Source organism: Acinetobacter sp. BIGb0196, from assembly GCF_011759595.1.
In the GTDB taxonomy this organism is placed as follows: Bacteria; Pseudomonadota; Gammaproteobacteria; order Pseudomonadales; family Moraxellaceae; genus Acinetobacter; species Acinetobacter guillouiae.
Window position 1 is genome coordinate 1,416,873 of the sequence record NZ_JAAOZA010000001.1, and the last position, 23,859, is coordinate 1,440,731.

General features: G+C 38.9%; 21 protein-coding genes, 2 pseudogenes and 1 riboswitch. Of the genes and pseudogenes, 16 read left to right on the forward strand and 7 right to left on the reverse strand.

Annotated elements, in window-relative coordinates; translation table 11 throughout:
• The first annotated feature begins 112 nt into the window (after nucleotides 1-112).
• The gene (locus FHR28_RS06360) at nucleotides 113-2,215 is read left to right on the forward strand and encodes a TonB-dependent siderophore receptor (RefSeq protein ID WP_166782200.1); all 2,103 of its coding nucleotides are present in this window, start codon (nucleotides 113-115) and stop codon (nucleotides 2,213-2,215) included.
• 388 nt (nucleotides 2,216-2,603) lie between these two features.
• Entirely contained in the window at nucleotides 2,604-3,992 is a 1,389-nt protein-coding gene (locus FHR28_RS06365; RefSeq protein ID WP_166782201.1) for a methylenetetrahydrofolate reductase C-terminal domain-containing protein, read from the forward strand.
• A 22-nt stretch (nucleotides 3,993-4,014) separates the two neighbouring features.
• On the opposite strand, the gene FHR28_RS06370 is transcribed toward FHR28_RS06365, so the two are convergent.
• Entirely contained in the window at nucleotides 4,015-4,677 is a 663-nt protein-coding gene (locus FHR28_RS06370; RefSeq protein ID WP_081401080.1) for an epoxyqueuosine reductase QueH, read from the reverse strand.
• A 319-nt stretch (nucleotides 4,678-4,996) separates the two neighbouring features.
• Between FHR28_RS06370 and FHR28_RS06375 the strand changes: the two genes are divergently transcribed.
• The 8 genes and pseudogenes from FHR28_RS06375 to FHR28_RS06405 all read left to right on the forward strand — a co-directional run bounded on the left by FHR28_RS06375 (nucleotide 4,997) and on the right by FHR28_RS06405 (nucleotide 13,712).
• Nucleotides 4,997-5,911 (forward strand): LysR family transcriptional regulator, encoded by a 915-nt coding sequence (locus FHR28_RS06375; protein WP_004724679.1) that lies wholly within the window; start codon nucleotides 4,997-4,999, stop codon nucleotides 5,909-5,911.
• Nucleotides 5,912-6,393: 482 nt separating this feature from the next.
• A riboswitch (guanidine-I (ykkC/yxkD leader) is annotated at nucleotides 6,394-6,495 on the forward strand.
• 30 nt (nucleotides 6,496-6,525) lie between these two features.
• Nucleotides 6,526-7,281 (forward strand): urea amidolyase associated protein UAAP1, encoded by a 756-nt coding sequence (locus FHR28_RS06380; protein WP_166782202.1) that lies wholly within the window; start codon nucleotides 6,526-6,528, stop codon nucleotides 7,279-7,281.
• Between the two features lie 11 nt (nucleotides 7,282-7,292).
• Nucleotides 7,293-7,961 carry an urea amidolyase associated protein UAAP2 gene (locus tag FHR28_RS06385; protein WP_166782203.1) on the forward strand — a complete coding sequence of 223 codons (669 nt, stop codon included), beginning with the start codon at nucleotides 7,293-7,295 and terminating at the stop codon, nucleotides 7,959-7,961.
• A gap of 2 nt (nucleotides 7,962-7,963) precedes the next feature.
• Entirely contained in the window at nucleotides 7,964-11,569 is a 3,606-nt protein-coding gene (gene uca, locus FHR28_RS06390; protein ID WP_166782204.1) for an urea carboxylase, read from the forward strand.
• A gap of 331 nt (nucleotides 11,570-11,900) precedes the next feature.
• Nucleotides 11,901-12,026, forward strand: coding sequence for a hypothetical protein (locus FHR28_RS22010; protein WP_004724670.1), 126 nt, complete (start codon nucleotides 11,901-11,903; stop codon nucleotides 12,024-12,026).
• Nucleotides 12,027-12,030: 4 nt separating this feature from the next.
• The gene (locus tag FHR28_RS06395; protein ID WP_004822751.1) at nucleotides 12,031-12,465 is read left to right on the forward strand and encodes a CopG family ribbon-helix-helix protein; all 435 of its coding nucleotides are present in this window, start codon (nucleotides 12,031-12,033) and stop codon (nucleotides 12,463-12,465) included.
• A gap of 18 nt (nucleotides 12,466-12,483) precedes the next feature.
• Nucleotides 12,484-12,693, forward strand: a pseudogene (locus FHR28_RS06400) (hypothetical protein); the annotation flags it as partial.
• Entirely contained in the window at nucleotides 12,690-13,712 is a 1,023-nt protein-coding gene (locus tag FHR28_RS06405; protein ID WP_166782206.1) for an ABC transporter substrate-binding protein, read from the forward strand. The pseudogene FHR28_RS06400 and the gene FHR28_RS06405, both read left to right, overlap by 4 nt.
• Nucleotides 13,713-13,831: 119 nt before the next feature.
• On the opposite strand, the gene FHR28_RS06410 is transcribed toward FHR28_RS06405, so the two are convergent.
• The 6 genes from FHR28_RS06410 to FHR28_RS06435 all read right to left on the reverse strand — a co-directional run bounded on the left by FHR28_RS06410 (nucleotide 13,832) and on the right by FHR28_RS06435 (nucleotide 18,655).
• Complete coding sequence (locus tag FHR28_RS06410; RefSeq protein WP_004724663.1) at nucleotides 13,832-14,161, reverse strand: DMT family transporter; 330 nt, start codon at nucleotides 14,159-14,161, stop codon at nucleotides 13,832-13,834.
• Between the two features lie 16 nt (nucleotides 14,162-14,177).
• Nucleotides 14,178-15,065, reverse strand: a complete 888-nt coding sequence (locus FHR28_RS06415; protein WP_166782207.1) for a hypothetical protein — start codon at nucleotides 15,063-15,065, stop codon at nucleotides 14,178-14,180.
• On the reverse strand, nucleotides 15,062-16,066 hold the full coding sequence (locus FHR28_RS06420; RefSeq protein ID WP_166782208.1) for an isopenicillin N synthase family dioxygenase: 1,005 nt from the start codon (nucleotides 16,064-16,066) through the stop codon (nucleotides 15,062-15,064). Before FHR28_RS06420 ends, FHR28_RS06415 begins: the two co-directional genes overlap by 4 nt.
• 77 nt (nucleotides 16,067-16,143) lie before the next feature.
• A complete protein-coding gene (locus FHR28_RS06425; protein WP_166782209.1) occupies nucleotides 16,144-17,025 on the reverse strand; it encodes an ABC transporter ATP-binding protein in 882 nt (293 codons plus the stop codon).
• Nucleotides 17,025-17,969 (reverse strand): ABC transporter permease, encoded by a 945-nt coding sequence (locus FHR28_RS06430; RefSeq protein WP_166782210.1) that lies wholly within the window; start codon nucleotides 17,967-17,969, stop codon nucleotides 17,025-17,027. Before FHR28_RS06430 ends, FHR28_RS06425 begins: the two co-directional genes overlap by 1 nt.
• A gap of 452 nt (nucleotides 17,970-18,421) precedes the next feature.
• Entirely contained in the window at nucleotides 18,422-18,655 is a 234-nt protein-coding gene (locus FHR28_RS06435; RefSeq protein WP_004724652.1) for a hypothetical protein, read from the reverse strand.
• 277 nt (nucleotides 18,656-18,932) lie between these two features.
• On the opposite strand from FHR28_RS06435, the gene FHR28_RS06440 reads away from it, so the two are divergent.
• The 6 genes and pseudogenes from FHR28_RS06440 (at nucleotide 18,933) to rutC (ending at nucleotide 23,783) form a co-directional block, all read left to right on the forward strand.
• Nucleotides 18,933-19,544, forward strand: coding sequence for a LexA family protein (locus tag FHR28_RS06440; RefSeq protein WP_004822739.1), 612 nt, complete (start codon nucleotides 18,933-18,935; stop codon nucleotides 19,542-19,544).
• Nucleotides 19,545-19,896: 352 nt separating this feature from the next.
• Nucleotides 19,897-20,697 (forward strand): pyrimidine utilization protein D, encoded by an 801-nt coding sequence (rutD, locus tag FHR28_RS06445; RefSeq protein ID WP_056517866.1) that lies wholly within the window; start codon nucleotides 19,897-19,899, stop codon nucleotides 20,695-20,697.
• 52 nt (nucleotides 20,698-20,749) lie between these two features.
• Nucleotides 20,750-20,874: pseudogene (locus tag FHR28_RS22125) on the forward strand (nitroreductase family protein); the annotation flags it as partial.
• Nucleotides 20,875-21,416: 542 nt separating this feature from the next.
• Nucleotides 21,417-22,529, forward strand: coding sequence for a pyrimidine utilization protein A (rutA, locus tag FHR28_RS06450; RefSeq protein ID WP_151956753.1), 1,113 nt, complete (start codon nucleotides 21,417-21,419; stop codon nucleotides 22,527-22,529).
• Complete coding sequence (rutB, locus tag FHR28_RS06455) at nucleotides 22,526-23,311, forward strand: pyrimidine utilization protein B (protein ID WP_374759602.1); 786 nt, start codon at nucleotides 22,526-22,528, stop codon at nucleotides 23,309-23,311. Before rutA ends, rutB begins: the two co-directional genes overlap by 4 nt.
• Nucleotides 23,312-23,399: 88 nt before the next feature.
• Complete coding sequence (gene rutC / locus FHR28_RS06460) at nucleotides 23,400-23,783, forward strand: pyrimidine utilization protein C (RefSeq protein WP_166782211.1); 384 nt, start codon at nucleotides 23,400-23,402, stop codon at nucleotides 23,781-23,783.
• The last annotated feature ends 76 nt before the right edge of the window (nucleotides 23,784-23,859 follow it).

Consider the following 23,859-nt stretch of genomic DNA (forward strand, 5'->3'; position numbering starts at 1 on the left):
TAAAGCGTGCTTCTTTTCAAACTTATATCATTAAAAGGAAAGCGTAAAAAATAGTGATAAATATAAATGAAAATGATTATAATTATGCTTCAAGTTTTTAGGTCATTGTTTAATGCAATTTAATAAATCCTCCCTCGCATTTTCAGTTTTTGCCATCATGCTATCCACCGCTCATGCTGAGTCAGAATCAGATATAACGCAAAATGCTGTAAGCAATAAATTGCCAACGATTACCGTACAAGCAGACAGTGATAAAAAAGCCTATGCAGCAAAAACAGCAAGTGCGGTATTGCGATCTAAAGCGCCTTTATTTGAAACAGCTCAGTCGATTAGTGCGATCACCAATCAGCAAATTGAACAAAAGCAAGCAAAAACAGTAGCCGAAGCTTTAGAAGGTGTGGCAGGTGTGACCTCTGGTCAATATGGACGAAGAGGCTGGGATGATTTTATTATTCGTGGACAAATATCCAGTTCACAAACTTATATTGATGGGTTGCGTATTCAAGCATCAGATAATGTTTTAAGAGCGGAAGATATTTCTGGCTTAGAGTCTATTGAAGTGGTCAAAGGCCCAACCTCAGTTGGTTTTGGTTTGGCGCTGCCAGGCGGTTTAGTCAATTTAACCACCAAACGACCGCAAGCAGAAACCGCTTACAAAGGCACATTAAGTTATGGAAGCTATGGTTTAAAAGAAGGTACATTTGACCTGAACTATGCACCTGACAATCGTGCAAAAGGCGCTTTTCGTATTGTAGGACGGATCTCTGATCAAGATGACCCGACTGACCATGTTTATTTTAAAAACCAATATATCGCTCCATCTTACAATTTTGATTTAGGCGATAAAGATGATTTATCTGTCATTGCCAGCTATCAACATCGTGAATACATCCGTCAACAGGGTATTCCTTATAGCAAAGGCAATTATAAAAAATACCCTTCAAGTCTATTCTTTGGCGAACCTGATCATGGTTATGATGTCGATGTTTATCGTCTAGGTGCAAATTATGCGCACTACTTTGACAATGCTTGGGTGTTTAAACAAAACTTTGCAGTCACCAAAACTGATACCCAAGGCAATCCGATATTAGCATCAGGTAACAATCCTCTACCAGACATTAAACGTGCTGTAAATAATCAAGACAAACAAGATACTAACTACACCTTGGACAATAACTTACAACGTAATTTTGATTTTGGAAAGATCAACTATGATGTGATGGTCGGTGTCGATATGATGCGAGAGCGTAGTGATTATTATCGTAGAACTGATACCATCAATTCTTTTAATGCCGACCGTCCAGTTTATGGGATCACCAGTACCAAACTGGGGGCACCAACGCAACAACTAACCTATAGCCAATATACTGGTTTATATCTACGCAATACACTTAAAGTAGATGATCACTGGATTATCGGATTGTCTGGTCGACATGATTGGACTCAGGTTGAAATTGACGATGTATTAAAAAATAGCAGCAGCAAAAACTCAGACAATGCATTTACGGGCAGTGGATCGGTGATGTATCGTATCAACGATATGTTTGCACCATATATCAGTTATTCGACCTCGTTTATGCCTGTAACAGATGCCGGTGAAAATGGTCAATTGCTGAATCCTGAAGAGGGTAAACAGGCCGAAGTTGGGGTCAAGTTACAAGCACTGGATCAGCGTCTACAAGGCTATATTGCCTATTATGATCTGACCCGTAAAAATGTAACTGAAGCAGATATTTCTGGAAACTTTTCAATCCAAACAGGCGAACAAGTCACCAAAGGTTTTGAAGCAGAAATTGCTGCGGCATTAACCGATCAATGGAATGCCACAGCAACCTATAGCTATATCCCAACAGCAAAAGTCACTGAAAGTGTGATTGCCAGTGATATTGGCAAACGTACCAATCATGTACCTAAAAATGCCAGTTCGTTATCTACCCAGTACTATTTTAGCCCAGATAAATTAGGTTGGAATATTGGTGCGGGGATTCGTTATCAAGGTTCTCGAACAGCACAACGTAGTACAGATTTTGTCTACTTACCAAGTTATGCCTTATTTGATGTAAATGCGGGTTATGAAGCCAAAAATTGGGGTGCGGGTTTAACGATTAAAAACTTATTTGATAGAGAGTATCTGGCAGGGACCACACCAAATGCACAATTGGTTAATTGGGGGGATCCAATGATGGTTCGTCTGAATGTGAAATTTAAATATTAACAGCTGTTCGCTTTAGATATTATTATTTTCGCTATTTGAATTTAATGCTAAGGCGGAAGTTTTATGGGTATTGGAGATGACAATACCCATTTTTTTCAGTATAAAAAAGTTGGAATTAAAGATACTCAGATTTATTAAAATATTGGCTAATCGAGCGAAAACCTTAAGACATTCAGTTTAGAACAACACTATGGCTAATTTCTACCATCGTGATAAAAATCATTGATCCTATAGAGAAGTGATCAAAAAAAGTTCGAATTAAGAGGCAGTGAATGATGTCGATTATGCAGAGATCTGCTTGAAAAGCATTTTATGATTACAGCAATTCGATTTAAAACATTCTATAATTCAGGCCTATTTATTTTGCTGTATTTATCTAAATTTTTTTATGTCTCAGCTTTCCCAATACTTTGCTCAAAACCAATTTTGTTGTTTGGTGGAATATTTGCCTTCAAAGCAAGAGGTATTGCCTGTAGCAACACAACTGGCGGGCTTTCCTGTATGTATGACTTTGTCAGATCGAGTACGTTCAGATGAAGATATTGCACCATTAATCGCCGCACAATCTTATCCACAGCAGATTGAAAAAGTATTGCACTATGCAGGTAAAGGCCGAGATATTCATGATTTCAATCTGTTTTTAACGCAAGCCAAACAACACGGACAGCAAAATTTATTGTTACTGACTGGCGATAAGTTAAAACAACATCATGATGGACAAGGTAGCCACGCTCGAACACGCTATTTAGAATCGGTGAATGCGGTCATCGCTGCCAAACAACAGGGCGGCTTTCATATTGGCGTTGCTTTGAATCCGTTTAAATATAGCCAAGCAGAAAAACAAGCGCAGTATTTAAAATTACATAAAAAACTACAAGCAGGCGCTGATTATATTATTACCCAGTTGGGCTTTGACCTCGTGGCACTTAAACAAGCGCATGAGTTTTTAATTGAAGAAAACTATACACAAAAAATTCTTGCTTGTGTGATGCCGCTGACTTTAGCACGAGCGAAATTTATGCTGAAACATAACGTTGCAGGTATTGTGATTACACCACATATGCTTGAAGTGTTGGCTCAAGAACATGATTCTGATCAAACTGAAAATACTTATTTACGTTGTGCTTTGCAAATTTTGATTTGTCAGCATATTGGTTATGCTGGTGTGCATCTTTCTGCGTGCCATAAAGCCGATGAGCAAGCGATTTTAACTAGTTATATTGAACAGTATCGACATCTTGATCTTAAACAATGTCAACAATTATGGACTCAATTATGGCAGCTTAAAACGGGCAATGAATTACGCCCAGCTGCTGTAGAAAAGTCTAAGCTGCGTAATTTGCATCAGAAAGTGAAATATCAATTTTTAGATACCATTCACAGTACCATGTTTAATTCTAGTTTGGTCAAAGGACTGGGTGCTTATATTTTTAGTGCGGGTTTTTGGAATAAAGCCCTTGCAGCAAAATTACTTTTACAAGCGGAATATTTGAGTAAGCACTTTATTGTCGGGTGTGAGAGCTGTGGTCAGTGTAGGCTGGCTGAAACCTTATATATTTGCCCTGAAACTTGCCCTAAAGGTTTAGCAAATGGGCCATGCGGTGGCACACATTTAGACCGTTGTGAATTTGGGGATCGAGAGTGTATACACTCTGTCAAAGCTCGATTGGCTGAAGAGGTCGATCAAATTCAGATATTAAAAAAACAGCTGATTCCAACTGTACCGATAGAAGTACGTGGAACCAGCTCTTGGAAAAACTGGTATGTGAAGCAGTGATAAAGGGACGAGTCTGAATAAATTAATTTTCCTCGTCCATCGCATTGGTATAAAACTTTTCACCTAATTTGATTCGGTCACGACCGTTTTTCATACGCCAGCGATTGGTATCTCGCAGTGAATAAACACAGCCACAGTATTCTTGTTGGTAAAATTCTTCACGTTTGCTGATCTCGATCATACGATGTGCACCGCCACTTTTACGCCAGTTATAATCCCAATATTCAATTTGTGGATAATGTGCGGCAGCTCGGATTCCACAGCCGTTAATTTGTTGCATATCTTTCCAACGCGATATGCCCAATGAGCTGCTGATTAAACTAAATCCATGTTCGTGTGCGTAGAGTGCGGTTCTCTCAAAACGCATATCGAAACACATGGTACAGCGGATGCCTTTTTCAGGCTCATTTTCCATACCTTTGGCACGTTCAAACCAATTGTCTGTATCGTAGTCACAGTCAATAAATGGAATATTATGCTTCTCAGCAAAGCGAATATTTTCTTCTTTGCGAATTAAATATTCTTTGACTGGATGAATATTTGGATTATAGAAAAAAATTGAAAAGTCGATGCCTGATTCAATTAAGGTTTCCATGACTTCACCTGAGCACGGCGCGCAACATGAATGCAGCAACAATTTGTCGTGGCCTTGGGGGAGTGTGAGCTTTTGGCGTTCCAGAGTCATGTTAAACAATATAAAAAATGAATAATCTTCTATTCTAGAAGTTTTAACGTCTTGTGGTGCTTAAATTCACTGAAATGTTTTCAGTCTAAGCTGAAAGTTTTTAAGGATGATATTTTAAATCACCAGATTTAGTTCATTCAAAAATGGAGTGATTTAATTGTATGGATGAGTAAGAGCATCTTCAATATTTTGCGTATCATTTAAAAATGAATAAAAATAACAAAATTAAAATTTAAGTGAAAATAATTAAACATAAACATCATCAATCCGTTATGCTATAGCCAGATCACCTTTAACATATTAATTTGGTAATGACGGAATGTTAGAACTTCGACATCTAAAAACACTTACTGCTTTACGTGAACATGGTTCATTGGTTGCAGCAGCAGGAGATTTGTGTTTAACGCCTTCTGCTTTATCACACCAGCTTCGAGAGTTAGATCAATGGTTTGGTGTCGAAGTGGTGAATCGCCGCTCACGCCCTGTGAGTTTTTCTAATGTTGGTCAACGATTACTGAAACTTGCTGATGATATTTTGCCACAAGTGCAAATTGCCCAGTCTGATATTACCCGTATTGTGCATGGGCAAACGGGACGAATCGTTTTCTCTTCTGAATGCCACAGTTGTTTTGATTGGCTTATGCCATTGCTGAATCAGTATCGTCAGCAATACCCAGATGTAGATTTGGATTTTGCCTCAGGATTTGAAGCCAATCCGCATGAGTTATTACAAACCGGTGAATTTGATTTGTTAATTACAGCAGATCCAATTGCGCTAAAAGGGGTAGAGTATTTTCCAATTTTTGAATATGAATCGCGATTGGTGCTCTCAATCACGCATCCTTTAGCACGAATGAAAGAAATTACGGTGCAAGAGTTGGCGGAAGAAACCTTGGTGACCTATCCAGTGGATAAGCATCGGCTGGATATCATGTCTAGATTATTTATTCCTGCCAATATTCAGCCAAAACATATTCGCACCACAGACTTAACCCAAATGTTGATTCAACTTGTGGCAAGTGGTCATGGTATCGCAGCACTGCCTGATTGGGTGGTTAATGAATATGAGCAAAAGGGCTGGGTGGTTTCTCGCCGTTTAGATTGTGTTGCGCCTGAAGGTTTACGTCGAACCTTATATGCAGGTTATCGTGTAGAAGAAAAAGAAAAAGATTATTTTGATGGCTTTCTTAAGCAATTGGATAAATTCTCGAAAAAAAGAGCAACGTATTACTAAAATGCATTATTAATGAGTCATCCTGTAGCACCTACTTGCTAAGTACGATGAATCATTTTAACACGCGCTGACTCAGGTTGATTTTGGCCTGAATCAGTGCGTGTTTTTTATCGAGTGTTTCCGCTATATCCCTGAATTATCTTCTTAAGCAGAATATGAGCAAAAACAAAGCATGGCTTTGTTTGCAGCGTAAGGTTCGCAATGCCCTAAGTCAACCTATCGACGAGCCTAAATATTTTTTGTGCTGCGTTGTTTCGATGACAGGTTTCTTTTCGAAAAGGATTTTATTAGAGATGGATTTCTTTTAGAGACCGTTTTATTTAGAACGGGTTTTTATTTAGCACATCGCCATTTTTTAGATCATTCATAACTCATTTTTGCTTTCTATGTCCTGAAATGCACTCTTATCGCACAAAATTAGTATTACTAAAGCCTAAAATCGTAATACCAAATTGGCACATCCTTTGCATCAAATAAAATTATAAAAAGTGATCTAGGGTTCCGATACTTGTCTAAAAGAGTATGTCTGGACCGAGAGTTCGCGGTTCGAAAGAACTACACGGAGGGATAAAAGCCCGGGAGGAAGTCAATAAACTATCCGAACAGGAGTGGCTATGCATACGACAAATTATCATGATCAACAGGTCATTTGGTCTGAAAAATTACCCGGTGGGCATCACTGGTCAGGTCGCATTCCCAAAGGAAGCGTACTTCAATTTAAAGCTTTATCTGCCGATGCCAATGTCTCTTTATTTTGTGTGAATGCCCATGATCGACTTGAGCGTTTTAATATGCCTGATAGTTTAAAAGGGCAACATACTGCTTTTTTAACCCAAGGTCATGTGTTGTATTCCGATTTGGGGCGGGTTATGGCCTCAATTATTTATGATGATCATGGCTGGAATGACGCTTTGTGTGGTCCAAGTCGTCCAGAACAAATCCAAGCTATTTTTGGAATAAAGACATTCCAAGATGCCCGAAATCAAATGATTCAAAATGGTTTAGATGGTTTGCTGGTTGAAATGAGTAAATATTCACTTGGGCAAATTGATCTCAGCGCAACAGTGAATTTATTTTCAAAAGTGACCCCAGATGATGCGGGTGCATTGTCTTATATTGGCTCAGACAATACTGGGCAAATCATTGAACTGCGTTTTGAAATGGATTGTTTTGTATTCTTATCGGCTGCACCGCATGGTTTAGATCATTCAGCGCAATATGCCCCCGCTGATATAGAAATGGGTCTTTTTACCGCATTGCCCTTAACGGAAAACGATATTTGTCGAGACTCATGTCCGCAAAATCAACGTGCATTTGACAATAACCAGCGTTATTACGCGCTGAGTTCATCTCACAACACACGCATTTAAGGACAATCATCATGAGCATTTTAACTTCAATCGAAAAGCCTATTTTAGATCAAGCCTTGTTAAATGAAGTTTGTCCTGCGGGTGAAGCATGGATGGGCGAAGTAAAAAAAGGCCAATATTTCCGTATTGTTGATTTAGAAGGCAATCAAGCCGTCGATACCTTATTTATCTCAGCAGAAAACCCAGCAGAACGTTATAGCGCAACAGATACTTTGGCCATTAATCAGCATGTTTACCTTGAAAAAGGGACAACCTTATACAGTAATTTAGGCCGCCCAATTGCAGTGATTGTCGATGATAACTGCGGTCGTCATGACACCTTAGGCGGTGCCTGTTCATGTGAAAGTAATACGGTTCGCTATGCACATAACACCTATCCGATGCACAGTTGCCGTAATAATTTTATGTATGCATTAGCCAAGCATCCGATTGCACAAAAACATCAGTTAAACGTTCGGCACATCGGCCCCAATATTAATTTCTTTATGAATGTGCCTGTCAGCTCGGATGGCCATTTAACCTTTGCTGATGGTATTTCTGCTGCTGGCAAATATGTGGAAATTCAAGCTGAGATGGATTTAATCGTACTGATTTCAAATTGTCCGCAATTAAATAACCCATGTAATGGCTATAACCCAACGAAAATTCAATTGCTGGTACACAATGGTATGGGAGCATAAATATGTTTAAAAAAGTTCTTATTGCCAATCGTGGTGCAATCGCTTGTCGTGTGATTCGTACACTAAAAAAACTTGGCATTGCTTCTGTTGCTGTCTATTCAGAAGCTGATCAGGATTCTTTACATGTGACTTTAGCCGACGAGGCATTTTGTATTGGTGCTGCACCAGCACAACAAAGTTATTTAAATATTGAAAAAATTCTTGAAATTGCCAAGCAAACTGGCGCTGAAGCAATCCATCCGGGTTATGGTTTTTTGTCTGAAAACGCAGAGTTTTGTGACCTATGTGAAAATCAGGGCATTACCTTTATTGGGCCAACCTCAAGCCAAATGCTGGACTTTGGTCTAAAACATACGGCCCGCGAACTGGCGATTAAAAGCCAAGTACCACTGTTGCCGGGAAGTTCTTTGCTTTCAGGCGAACCAGAAGCAATCACCGAAGCTGCACGTATTGGCTATCCTGTGATGTTAAAAAGTACTGCGGGTGGTGGTGGTATCGGTATGCGTTTGGTTTGGGATGAAGCGGAACTCAAAGACGCTTATCAAACCGTTTCGTATTTGGCCCAAGCCAACTTTAAAGATGCAGGCTTGTACTTAGAAAAATTTGTGCAGCATGCTCGACATATTGAAGTACAAATTTTTGGTGATGGAAAAGGGCAGGTATTGGCTTTAGGAGAACGCGACTGTTCTGTACAACGTCGTAATCAAAAAGTCATAGAAGAAACACCCGCACCTCATTTAACCGATGAGCAACGTGACTATATTCAAACTGTCGCAATTCAACTTATGCAATCTGTGAATTATCGTTCAGCAGGTACGGTTGAGTTTGTGATGGATACTGAAACCGAGCAATTCTATTTCTTAGAGGTGAATACGCGTCTACAAGTTGAGCATGGCGTAACGGAACAAGTCTATGCTGTAGATCTGGTTGAATGGATGGTGACTTTAGCCAGTGGCGATTGGTCAGCACCCACTGAAAAATTAGCGTCAAAAGGACATTCGATTCAAGTTCGTTTATATGCGGAAGACCCGATTAAACAATTTCAACCCAGCGCAGGCTTACTGACCTATGTGCAATTTGATCAAAATGCACGGGTCGAAACATGGGTCGAAACCGGTTCAAATGTATCTTCATTTTATGATCCTATGCTTGCCAAAATCATTGTGACGGCGTCTGATCGAGGTGCAGCGATTCAAGCCATGCTATCTAGTCTGGCAGATACACAGATTGCAGGAATCGAAACCAATCTGGAATACCTACAAAATATTATTGCGGGTGAGGTGTTTAATTCAGGGACACAAACCACACGCTTCTTAAACAGCTTTGTATGGAAAACCCAAAAAATAGAGGTTTTACAATCGGGTATTCAAACCGCAATTCAGGATATTACTGGTCGTTTAGGGTACTGGGATGTGGGTGTTCCACCATCGGGTGCAATTGATCCTTTAAGTTTAAATGTCGCCAACCAACTTTTAGGCAATCCTTATAATACTTCTGGATTGGAATGTACCTTACAAGGGCCAAGTTTAAAGTTTCATTGTGATAGTCAAATTGTGATTACCGGTGGTGACATGCCATCTAAACTGGATGGCATACTGGTTCCAATGTGGCAAACCGTAAATGTTAAAAAAGGTCAGGTGTTAAAGTGTGGAACAATGAGCACTGGATGCCGAAGCTATATTGGGATCAAAGGTGGCTTTCATGTTCCCGAATATCTAGGTTCAAAAGCAACTTTTACACTGGGACAGTTTGGTGGGCATGCAGGGCGTAATTTATTAATAGGGGATATGCTTGCGATTACTGAATATTCATCTGATCAAAGCAAAAGTTTAGCCGCAGATCAAATCCCTAAATTTGTGCGTCATTGGGAAATTGCGGTGATGTATGGTCCGCATGGCGCACCAGATTTCTTTACCAAAGACGATATTGATAGATTCTTTAACAACCAGTTTGAGATTCACTATAATTCGAGTCGTACCGGTATTCGCTTGATTGGCCCAAAACCTGAGTGGGCACGTGAAGATGGCGGTGAAGCAGGTCTACATCCGTCAAATATTCATGACAATGCTTATGCAATTGGTGCGATTGATTTTACAGGCGACATGCCGATCATCTTAGGGCCTGATGGTCCAAGCTTAGGTGGCTTCGTTTGTCCAGCAGTGGTGATTCATTCTGAACTTTGGAAAATTGGTCAACTTAAAGCAGGTGATAAAGTTAAATTTATTCCTGTCAGTTATGCGCAAGCAAAAGCCTTGGATCACACATATCATCAAAGCCTTATCGCTTCTGACACAGATGAAGTGAATTTTAATCCTGTATTCCACGCGGAAAATGACACATTAGAAAATGCTGTTTTAGCCACACGCGTAGGACAAGCACATTTACCGAGTGTGACTTACCGACCTGCGGGGAATAGCTATTTATTAGTTGAATATGGTGATTTGGTTTTAGACTTGAATCTACGGTTCCGTATTCATGCTTTGATGCAATGGGTAAAAGAGCAGAATATCCACGGAATTATTGATCTGACTCCGGGGATTCGTTCATTACAAATTCATTTTGATTCAATTCAAATCGATCAACTTGAGCTATTAGAAAAACTTCAACGAGCGGAAGCGGAACTGCCCGATATTCACAATATGCAAGTGCCTTCACGGACGGTGTATTTACCACTGGCATGGGAAGATTCACAAACCCAATTGGCGACTGAGCGCTATACACAAATCGTCCGTCCTGATGCACCGTGGTGCCCTGATAATATTGAGTTTATTCGTCGTATCAATGGCCTAGCATCAAAGCAAGCGGTAAAAGATGTGGTCTATAGTGCCAATTATCTGGTCATGGGATTGGGTGATGTCTATTTAGGTGCGCCCGTTGCCACACCACTTGATCCGCGTCAGCGTTTGGTCACAACAAAATATAACCCTGCAAGAACTTGGACACCAGAAAATGCTGTTGGTATCGGTGGGGCATATATGTGTGTTTATGGTATGGAAGGTCCCGGGGGCTATCAATTTGTGGGACGTACCACACAAATGTGGAGCCGTTATCGTAAAAATGCCAATTTTGAAGCTGGCAAGCCGTGGTTATTACGCTTCTTTGATCAGGTTAAATTCTATGAGGTTTCAGAAGTAGAATTGCTACAAATGCGTGAAGATTTTAAAGCAGGGCGTTTGCAACTGCGTATTGAAGATGGTGTGCTTAATCTTAAAGAATACAATGATTTCCTTGCTGCAAATCAAGACAGTATTCATGCTTTTAAACAGACGCAACAAGCCAACTTTGAAGCAGAGCGCCGTCGTTGGCATGCTGCAGGTTTACAAGAATATGTATCAGAAGGTTTAGATACTGTAGAGGATGGCGAAGCAGTCAGTATCCCCGAAGGTGGTTGTGCAGTTGAATCACATATGCCGGGTTCGATTTGGAAAATCGAATGTGCTTCTGGAGATATTGTTGAAGAAGGTGCAACCCTTGCGGTGATTGAAGCGATGAAAATTGAAATTCCGATTGTTGCACCTGAACGGATGAAGGTGGAAGCCATCACCATTGAAAAAGGTCAGACGGTTAAGACTGGACAGGTGTTGTTTACCTTAGCACCTGTAGCCTGATAAAAATCAACACAGGAGCATCAGTGATGATGCTCCTTTTCTATTTCAAACATAGATTTAATTTTTTCTATTTGCTTTACAGCCATAATCCTATCAAGTGTCATAAGTTAGAAAGACTTAGCCGATTAAAATTAAAATAAAAGAGGCTTTACTGTTAAACCTATATAACGCTTCGCGCTATGCTTGTGCATTTAATTTATTTTTGCCCAAAAATCATCCATAAATACATGCTAAAACCAGCAAAAACTTGGTTAAAAACTGGCACATTTTCTGCATTGTTATATCAGTAATACAAAAACCTAATTTGGTAATACTGAGATGGAGTTGTGCTATGAATCAGATCAAAACAGCAGTCAAAAAAACACATCCGCTTAAAGCATTTTTTATAGATTTATTCAGTGTACGTGCAGGCGTATATATCAAACAAAACACTTCTGTCAACAAGGTAAAAGGATAAGTTTGTGGCTAAACAAAAGTTGGCTCGAATCAGCATTACTGTACCTGAAGCAACGCTAAATGCACTCGATCAGAAAATTGTTGATCAGCACTACGAAAGTCGTTCTCAAGCGATTGTTGACATGATCAATAAACACCTGATTGCGGAACAGGCTCAAGCAAATGAAGTCATGGTCGGCACTTTGACCATCCTTTATGATGCAGGACAAATGCCACTTCGAAATCAACTGATTGATTTACAACAACAGTTTTTAACACAAGTGATCAGTTCACTGCATATTCAACTTGATCAACAAAAAATCTTACAAGTCATGCTGATGCAAGGGGCAAGTTCTGAGCTTCGGCATATTAGCCAACAATTTACAGCACTCAAGGGTGTGATCAAAGGGCATCTGGAGCTGATGGATGCTGTGATGCCACCAATTCTGCAAAATGATTAAATCGGGAGTAGGGGGATGCCAAGATCAGGTCTGCAATGTGATGCAACAGGAACGTCTATTGAAGTTGAGGTTTGGGATATTCCATTGGCAAATTTTGCGGCAATCGTTGCAGAGCCGTTGGAAATCGGTAATTTACAACTTAAAGATGGCAGGCGTGCATATATACAGTCGCTAAATCAAACCAATACACAATTTAAAGGCGAGAAAACCGGGGGAGTTTCTGTATGATCCATAAATCTTTATTATCAGTATCACTATTATCTGCGATATTGTTCGCTGGTTGTGACAACACAGCAAAAATTCCACAAGCGAAAGAAGGTACTCAAGCTTCAACAAATGCTAAACCAATCACCATTGGCTATAGTGATTGGCCTGGTTTTGTGGCGTGGCAGGTTGCGATTGAAAAAGGCTGGCTAAAAGAAGCTGGTCTCAATGTTGAGTTTAAATGGTTTGATTATTCAGCATCACTCTCAGCCTTTTCAGCCAATCAATTAGATGCAGTATTTGTCACCAATGGCGATAACTTGGTGACGGCATCAGGTGGTACCCAAGGCATGATGATTATGGCAACGGACTACTCTGCGGGCAATGATGTGATTATTGCCAAAGATGGGATCAATAGTATTCATGATTTAAAAGGTAAATCTGTTGGTGTTGAAAAAGGTCTGGTCGATCACTTGCTCCTTGCAACAGCAATGTCAGATCAAAAAATCCCAATCAATGAAATCAAATTGGTCAATTCTGCCACCAATCAATTACCACAAGTTCTATCCAGCCCCGATGTTTCAGCGATTGCGGTATGGCAACCTGTTGCCAGTCAGGCATTAAAAGCGGTAGCTGGATCAAAAATCATTTATACCTCGAAGGATAAACCAGGATTAATTTATGACACCCTGACCGTAAATATGAGTCATTTAACTGCACATAAAGATGAATGGAAAAAGATCCTTCAAGTGTGGGACAAGACGGTGAAATACATCAATGATCCTGCGACACATGCAGATGCTGTAAAAATTATGGCAATTCGTTCTGGGGTCGATCCAAAACAATACGAAACAATGGTGAATGGTACCCATTTACTTGATTTAGAAGCCAATCAAAAAGTCTTTAGCAAAGGCAATGGTTTTGATTCGATCTATGGCTCGTCTTATCACGTCAATAAATTCAACGTGGAAAATGGCATCTATAAAACCGAACAAAATGTCGATGGTCTGATTTATCCAACATTGTTACAAGAGTTGAAATAACGTTTTTTAAAAGAGTTAGATAGTTTGAAAAATAGCCTAAGCATGTCTCGGGCTATTTTATTTTAGGTGCAAAAATATTATATAGAGCTTAATCACATTAAAATATGATTATCCATTGATTATATTTCTGTGCTTTTTGAAAAAAGATGAATAATTAAAATTCCAATAATCATAAATACCAAACCGATGATTGCAGCTAAATCTAAGTGTTGTTTGTAGTAAAAGAAGCCGACTAAAGACACTAAAATAATACCTGCACCCGACCAAAGCGCATAAGTAATACCAACAGGAATCGTTTTCATGGTCAGTGATAAAAAATAAATGGCAACCGCATATCCGATCACGGTGATGATCGATGCAGACAACTGACTAAAACCATCAGATGCTTTCATGGCAGAAGTCGCGATAACTTCTGCCACAATGGCAATGATTAAATATAAAAAAGACATTGCTTGGAAATATTCCTTATAAGGCTATTTTTGCATGATGGAAAAGGTGATTTTCTTCATGATCAAACCAACTTTGGCTAGCAGTTGAAGTGCCCGTGAGTGTTGTAAAGCAAAAATCTGCTTGAAATACATCGAGTGTGAAATATAAACGGCACTGTTCACCATCGATAATTCGCTGTTGAACCAGTGTGTTGTGATCAAGCTGTTGGAAATTTTCAAGATCAATCTTGCTTCCAACTTTGTTGGTGACGGTACTAAGTTCGATGATCTGTTGATCAAAACTGATCGAAACCTCATAGTCTTGGATTGCTTCTAGATTGATCTGTTGCTGAGAAATAGAATCTGTTAACGTCTCAGCGGATTTAAAAGCCTGTTGTATATCGGGATGTCGAGACTTGGCAAAGGCAATAAAATGATCACAAAGGATCAAGCCGCCATCCGCAGGATAACTGGTATTTAACTCAGTATTTTCAATTTTAAATAAACGTAAGCCAAGATAAATGCCATGAGTCGCTTGTTGACGCCAATCCTCAACATAAGCATGGCTCGGTGAAAACTCGAGTATGGCATTGCCAATCGAATACAATTTAGCAGGTTCGGGCCATTGCACATGATTTTGATAATTACTGCTGAGATGCCATGAAAGTAATTGATTTTGAGCATTCCAAAGAGTATCGCCAACCCAACCTTGTCGTTCTAAAACGGGGGTTGATCGAGGGTCTTTTAAGCGTAAATCAATGGTAAATGTCTTGGATTGAAACCAATAGACGAGGGTATTTTCATCGGTTAAACCATTGGCAAAGGTAATGCTCTTACGGCGAAAAGCACCCAATAAATATTGCGGCAATAAGCAGGTTGAGTCATCCGTTGGTTTAAGTTGTGTACAGAGGTCTAATAAGTTCATTTCGACTCCTCATTTTGGCTTAAACCAAATGAATAAAGCGGGCGGGCATTTTCAAGTTGAATTTCGCCCCGTGCCACTTTTTCTTTGAGATACTGAAAGGTTTGTGCGGTTTGATTAAAAAGATGTTCACCACCTTTTAAAGGCGCATATTGTGCAGGCTGGTCTTTGATTAAAGGCTGAATTACATAGTCATAATCACAAGAGAAGAAAAACGGGAATGAATAGCGTTCTTCAGCCACTTTTTTTACACGATGTTTGGTTGCTAAATATCGGCCATTGGATAAAATTTCCATCATATCGCCAATATTCATGACCAATGCATTTTCAAGTAGGGGGATATCAATCCATTGCCCCGTTTTATCAAGCACTTGTAATCCGGGCGCTGTGGGTAAGAGCAAAGTAAAACATTCATAATCGGTATGCGCACCGATACCTTCTTTATCCTGAATTTCAGGATGGTAAGGATAATGAATCAGGCGCAGTTGGCTGGGAGCTTTGGAAATATGTGCATCAAAATAATGCTCATCTAGACCGAGTGCCAATGCAAAACTTTGGAAAATTTCATGCCCAATCGCTTTGATATGCTGATAATAGGCAGAGACTTGCTGCTTAAATATCGGGTCATCAGGCCACTGTGTTGGGCCAACCAAGGGGCGACGATCTGCTTGGCTCTGGTGATCATAATTGACATCATAGGCCTCTTTGAGATCATAACTTGTTTCAACAAAGCGTTCTTCACCGATCGGCACATAACCACTATGATTTTCTGATAAGCCAATATAATGCTGCATCTTAATGGCAGTATCTTGGGCAAAGTATTGCTGGGCAGTGTGATAAAGCTTTTGAAATAACTCAGGTTTAAATTGTTCTCCTGTTAAATATAAGAAACCAACATCTTTACATGCCTGATCTAAAGCGTGTGCGACCGTGAGTCGATCTTGAAGCTCAGGGCTGGAGAGTAAAGAAATGTCCACCAGCGGTAAAACATATGTGTTTGACATGAATATCACCAAGGTTGGCCGTCCAACAAAGAATTTAGCGATTTGGGTCGTCCCAAATGCTCTAAAAATCCGTCTGCTTATTGACCTGTACTGACTTGGGTCATACGCGGTATTTTGGGTAAGTCTTGTAGTGATGGATCTAGCTCATCTTCCTGAGCATGGACCAACTGATCCACTCGCGCTCTTAAATGTTGAAAAGCGGGTGTTGCCATAAGATCTAATGAACGTGGGCGCGGTAAATCTACTTCAATAATTTCTTTAATTTCACCGGGATTGGCTTTTAACGCAACAATACGATCAGCCAATAAAATGGCTTCATCCATATCATGCGTGACAAAAATAATTGTGATATCAATGTTTTGCCATAAATCCATTAAGTGTTTTTGCATCTTTTGGCGAGTATGCGGATCAAGTGCACCAAAAGGTTCATCCATCAATAAGATTTTTGGTTCATTGACCAAAGCTCGTGCTATGGCAACACGCTGTTTCATTCCACCAGAAAGTTGATGTGGATATTGGTTTTCGTATTTGTCTAAGCCAATAATATTGATCCATTCCCGTGCATTGGCTTCCGCAGTCATTTGGCTGGCACCTTTCATTCGTGGGCCGAACATGACATTTTCTTTAACCGTTTTCCAAGGAAATAGGGTATATCCCTGAAATACCATGCCACGTTCAGGGCTTGGGCCTGTAATAGCTTCGCCATCGACCAAGATCTCACCACTATGATATGGATCTAAACCTGCAATCACTCGGCTTAAGGTTGATTTTCCGCAGCCTGATGGACCGATCACACAAATAAATTCACGCTTATGGATTTTAAGATCCAGTTGATTTAAAACGGTTCGTTCAGTTTTACCATGTTTAAATACTTGACTGAGTCGTTTGGCCTCTAAGATGACAGGGCGTGCATAAATTTTTTGAAAATATTCAGCTGAATTAAAAGTTGAGTCATTCATTATTTTGCCCCTGCTTTCCATGCGAACATACGCTCGCCCAATTTCATTAATAACACATCACAAACCAGCCCAATCACGCCGATAATCAAGATCGCGGCATAGACATTCTCAAAGTTTTGATAGCGTGCTTGTTGAGTAATAAACCATGTAATACCTGAGGTCGTACCAATCAATTCAGACACAATCAAATAGGTCCACGCCCAACCCAGCAAGACACGTAAATCACGGTAAATATCTGGAAAAGCCGCAGGAATTACTACATTGAATAGGCTTTTAAGCTTATTGGTTCCAAGGGTATAGCCGGCTTCAATTAAGCCTTTATCGACCATACGGGTTGTATTGGCGATAATTAGGATTTGTTGAAATAGCGTTCCAATTACAATAATCGCAATCTTAGGCGCATCATTGATTCCGAGAATGGCAACAGCAAGCGCGCCAAATGCAGGTGCAGGTAAATAACGGAAAAACTCAACAAAAGGTTCTGTAAGCAGCGATATTTTTTGTGAGAAACCACAGAGGATCCCCAGCGGAATACCAAAAATTGAAGAGATTAAAAAAGCAGAAAAAACGATTTTAATACTGTGCCATAAGCTTTGATGAAACCATGGTGTATCTGGTTGTTCTGGCGGTGTGGTAAATGCAGTGACCAAGGCTTTAGCCACTTCATGTGGTGCAGGTAAGTAAATGGGATTAACTAAAATACCTTGTGGTGGTGCAGAATGGTGATCGACCGCATTTTGTGCCTCACTATAGAACACACTTTTTTCAACACGGCTGCCAACTTGAAAATACGAGACACTACCAGAATTTGTAATTTGCACTTGAGGGTGCCAAATAAAAGGTAAATAACTGACCGCACACCAGAGCAAAATAGGGATCAAAAAAGAACATAAGCTGAGTAATAGCTTGTTCTTTTGACCAATTTCCTTTGCGACATAACCCATATTTACCGCCCTCATTTTAGCTTGAGTATTACGATTATTGAAAAACGTAATATTTATTAAGCAAAATAAGTGCCATGAATAAACAGGAGGAATTGGATTGATCTGAGTATTTCAACAACTCGTGAATACGAGGTGATCAATGATCTTTATAAGTGACTGATAAAGCGCTCAGTAGGGGGCTCAATAAAAGGGCAAGATAATCAAGAAACGGATAAAGCAGGAATAACGAAAAAGGAATAATCAAACAAGAGATCATGGGCGGTGAGTATTTGATTAAAAAGCTTAATACTTATGACAAGGATCTAAACTCAATCGATAGCGTGATCAATTGAAAATTAAATCGTCGTTGTATCGAGGGGAATACAACGACATTTTAATCACGAAATACATATCAAATCATAAACTTCAGTTGAATATTTAAGCAAATCCAATTTTATCAGGTTGGCATCAGCTTAAAGTGGAAGAGGTTCTAAACCTTTAACAATATCACTAAATTCAGAACCATTTAACCAAAATGATTTCTTTAAAAATAATGTGGTCATGATACTTTCAGCGATATCGCTATTGGTATTTTCACAAAATAAACCATACTGGCTGCCTAACACATTATTGTCTTCAATCAAACGAATATAGTAAGCATGTTGTTCGTCTGCATAACCAAGAATTGCATCACGTTGAGTCGCCATTTTTATGTCTCCACATAGAAAATCAATCAATTAAGTGCTTAAGTGGGATCAGAGAACTTATTCAAAAATATCAATAAATTAACAAGATGTCTGTATTCTAAATTATTGATTTATGATAAGTATATTGATTATCTTTGTCGTCCTTGTTCAAATAGATGTATCAAAACTGATCGATAGAGTTATTGTTATTCAAAAAAAACTTGCCGTCAACTTGAATTTGTAACTTTTTCAAGCTATATTGATTTTACAGGCTTTTATGAAGCATATAGGATAAATAATGTCTAAGAAAGTAGAATTTGAACACGGAGGTGCGAGAGCCAATGCTGGGCGTAAGGCACAGTTTAGTGAGCCGACCAAAGTTATCCGTGTCCCAGAGTCACAAGTAGATTTTATCAAAAACTGGTTACTGAAAAATTTCAAAAACGGCCAGCTCAGTGATTTAAGCTCTAGTATCAATATCCAGACCATTCAGCCTAAAAATGATAAGGTCTATCAGATCCCACTTGCGACAGAACGAGTCGCTGCTGGCGTGCCATTTTCTGTTCAAGATAGCATAGAACAATCTTTGGATATGAACGAATATTTAATTCGAAATGAGAGTTCTACCTTTATTGTTAAAGCAAATTCGCTTTCAATGTTGGATGTCGGTATAGATATTGAAGATCCTTTGATTGTAGATCGTAGTATTTCTGCAAAATCTGGTGATATTGTGATTGCCCGTATTGATAATGATTTCACGGTGAAGCGCCTGATGATTGATAAACAGTTTGATCCACCGAAAGTTTGGTTAAAAGCTGAGAATCCAGAATTTAAAAATATTTATATTGAAGAAGGGCAAGAATTTGAAATCTGGGGTGTGGTAACCTATAACTTAAAACGGATGCGTTGATTGAAACAATCTATTCGGATAACGCTGAAAGTCTTTTGTATTTTAAAGCAACATTCTTGTTGCTTTTTTTTAAGATACATTTAAGGGATTTAATCCAATATCCAAATTTTAATGGGTAGGTCTATGTTTATGATATCGAATTATTTTGAATAAAAGATTCATTTTATCAAGAGTCTTTTTAGTTTTATGTCAAAAATATGCCCATGTTATGTTTAGTATGTAAAGGATAGGATAAAAACCCTACCGTTTACATTGGTCATCAAAAGCCTTTAAAAAACCAACCTAAACATAACAAGGATTCGGCATATTTTTTGCTGTTATTAAATCAACTAATTAATAGAATGGTAAAACAATGAGCTATCGAATTTTTCCTTGTGTTACTCAGCAAGATGCTGAAATTGTCGTTTTATCTTCAGGTTTAGGCGGGCACGCCTCATTTTGGCAACCACAAATTGAAACATTAACCCAATATTTTCAAGTGCTTGTTTATGATCAAGAAGGTTGTCATGCGAATTCTGATGCATTGCCAACATCATACTCAATCAAAAATATGGCGAAACAAATTCTCGATATTCTGCAACAACAACAGATCAAACAATGCCATTTTATTGGACATGCTTTGGGCGCGGTCATCGGGGCAGAATTGGCGGTCTTGGTTCAGAACACAGATATATCATTAACCAGTCTTACTTTTATTAATGCTTGGGATGCACTTGATCCGCATACACAAAAGTGTTTTCAGGCACGTATTACTTTATTAGAAAATGTAGGTGTTGAAGCTTATATACGGGTACAAGCTTTATTCCTATATCCGCCTGCCTATATTTCAAAACATATTCAAAAAATTCAGGATATTGAAAATTCTGGATTCGATGATTTCCCACCCATCAACAATGTATTGGTACGTATGAATGCATTGATGAATTTTAAAATTTTACCTGAACATGTCGCAGCTTTGGCAAAAACGGATGTGTATTATATTGCCAACAAAGATGATTTTTTAGTGCCTTATCAAAAGAGTATCGATCTTAAAAAAGCATTGGGGCATGGCGTATTAACACTGTTGGAAACAGGAGCACATGCATCCTCTGTAACAGAAAGTAAGACAGTCAATCAGATTTTAATTCAAAATTTAGTAGAAGAGGTTTTATGACTAGAACCTAAATATGAATATAAATCAATTGTGCTTAGCAGCCAGAACTATAATGGCTAGTTAGATAAAATAATCAGCACTGAGCAGATTTATGATGTAGTAAAAATGGGGCCTACTTCTGCCAATCGTTGTCCTGCACGATTTATATTTTTGACGACATCTGAGGCCAAAGTAGGATAAAAGCCAGCGCTTTCTTTAGGAAATGAAATATAGAAAAAAACATGATGGCTGCAAATATGATTATTAATATTGGTTATGGTGGTCATAAAAAATATATGCAAGATAGCTTCGATTAGCTGTTGAGGGTGCTTGTAAAATATTATAAATATTGATTTTGTTATGGTTTTAATTGCGGTTTTAATTTTGATTTTTAATAGGTTATTTATTTTATTAAAATACTGGTTGATTAAACGAAAATTGTTATGCTATCGAACCGCATTTTTATGCGGTTTTTTATTTTTTGTTAAATCCGATTTAGAAATTTCAATGATCTAAAATGATGCATTTATGCACTATTTTAGTTTAATTTTTTACTTAAGAAATTCATAAATTTTACCAAAAGGTAAAATAAAAAATAATAATTAAAATTTTAACAATAAAAACAATACATTAAATTTAGTGGCATGCACTATGCATTATTAATAATTATAAGTTGAGTGAAGTTTTAAATTTTTGATCAGATGTTTTTTAGAATATTTTTTGTCCAGTGAGGTTTAGCTATGAAAATTGGTGTGTTTTGTCCGATTGGAAATAATGGCTGGTTGCTTTCAGAAAATGCACCGCAATATAAGCCAACATTTGAGTTAAATAAACAGATTGTACAGCGTGCAGAACATTATGGTTTTGATTTTGCATTGTCCATGATTAAACTGCGTGGTTTTGGTGGTAAAACTGAATTTTGGGATTATAACTTAGAAACGTTTACATTAATGGCAGGTTTGGCCGCAGTCACCAGTAAAATTAAAATTTTTGCGACAGCCGCGACTTTGGTGATGCCGCCAGCCATCGTGGCACGTATGGCGTCAACGATTGATTCAATTTCAAATGGACGTTTTGGGCTAAATGTTGTGACGGGATGGCAACCACCAGAATATACCCAAATGGGACTATGGCCAGGGAATGATTATTTCTCTAAACGTTATGATTATTTATCTGAATATGTCGAAATTTTACGTGAGCTTTGGGCAACTGGAGCATCTGATTTTAAAGGCGAGTTCTTCCAAATGGAGGATTGCCAAGTAAAGCCAATGCCACAAGCAGATATGAAAATTATTTGTGCAGGCCAGTCTGATGCGGGCTTAGCGTTCTCTGCAAAATATGCAGATTATAATTTTGTCTTTGGTAAAGGGTTAAATACACCAACCGCCTACGCTGAAATCAATGACCGTTTAAAAGTACATACCGACCAAACTGGAAGAGATGTACAAACTTATGTTTTGTTTATGGTGATTGCCGCAGAGACAGATCAACACGCCATGGCGAAATGGGAGAACTATAACCAAGGCGCAGATCTAGAGGCGATTAATTGGTTAATGAACCAAGGTGGCAAAGATCAAACATCGGGTACAGATACCAATATTCGTCAAATGGCTTCAAGTGTTTCACCCGTCAATATCAATATGGGAACAATTGTCGGTTCTTATGAAAATGTGGCCAAGATGCTGGATCAAATTTCTACAATTCAAGGTACTGAAGGGATTCTTTTAACTTTTGATGATTTTATACAAGGGGTTGAGGATTTTGGACAACGTATTCAGCCCTTGATGACTTGCCGTCAGGAGGTTGTTGCAAGCTATCAATCAGCTCAACCCATTTTGGAGAAAAGCGCATGAGTATGATGAATGACGCTAAAGCTGTAGAACATCTGGTCTGTACAGATTTTACCGCACATGCAGGAACGGGCAGAGTTTTAAAAGCAGAACCAGAATCAATTCAGCTTGCACCAGAACAAACGGCGCTTATTGTGATTGATATGCAAAATGCCTATACCTCAATTGGTGGTTATTTAGATTTGGCTGGTTTTGATGTTTCAGCCACTCAACCTGTGGTTGCCAATATTAAAAAAAGCATTGATGCAGCACATACCGTGGGCATCCAAGTAATCTATTTCCAAAACGGATGGGATCAGCAATATGTAGAAGCAGGTGGTCTGGGTTCTCCTAACTTTCATAAATCCAATGCCTTAAAAACCATGCGTAAAAATCCTGACTTACAAGGCAAATTATTGGCAAAAGGAGGTTGGGATTTTGCATTAATTGATGAGTTAAGGCCTCAAGCTCAAGACATTGTGATCGAGAAACCACGCTATAGCGGCTTTTTTAATACAGCGCTGGACAGCATTTTACGTGCCCGTGGTATTCGAAATTTAGTTTTCGTGGGTATTGCCACCAATGTTTGTGTGGAATCAACCCTCAGAGATGGTTTTTTCTTGGAATACTTTGGTGTGGCGCTTAAAGATGCATGTTATCAAGCGGGTCCTCAAACAGCGCAAGAGGCAGCCTTATATAACATTCAAACTTTTTTTGGATGGGTGTCTGACACGGCGTCATTTGTAAAGGCTTTTAATACTCAACAGGCACAGCCAAATTCTGTGACTTTCAGTCAATCGGCTTAGTGGTTTTAAACTGGTTATTTGTCTTTTGCCATATCTAGTATTGAAGTCTATGGCGAAGATGCTTTAAGGAAAAATAAAGGAATTTAAAATGTCGAAACAAGTTGTGATCCCAACAGGTACAGCTAAGCCCCTAGCACCTTATGTGCCAGCAACCAAGGCAGACAATATTGTTTATGTCTCAGGTACGTTGGCTTTTGATGAAAATAATGATGTGGTCTGTGTCGGTGATGCCGCAGGGCAAACCCGGCATATTTTAGAAACCATTAAAAGCGTCATCGAAACTGCAGGTGGGACGATGGATGATGTTACGTTTAATTCAATATTCGTCAAAGATTGGGCGGATTATGCCGCAGTAAATGTGGTCTATGCTGAATATTTTCCCAATGATAAACCCGCTCGATATTGTGTACAAGTCGGACTGGTTAAACCTGAAGCCTTAGTAGAAATAGCATCTGTCGCACATGTGGGATAGAGCATGTCTAGATTTGTCTATGCGTTTTAATCATTTTTTTCAAAAATAATTTTAACCTCGATGAACATTTGCGCAT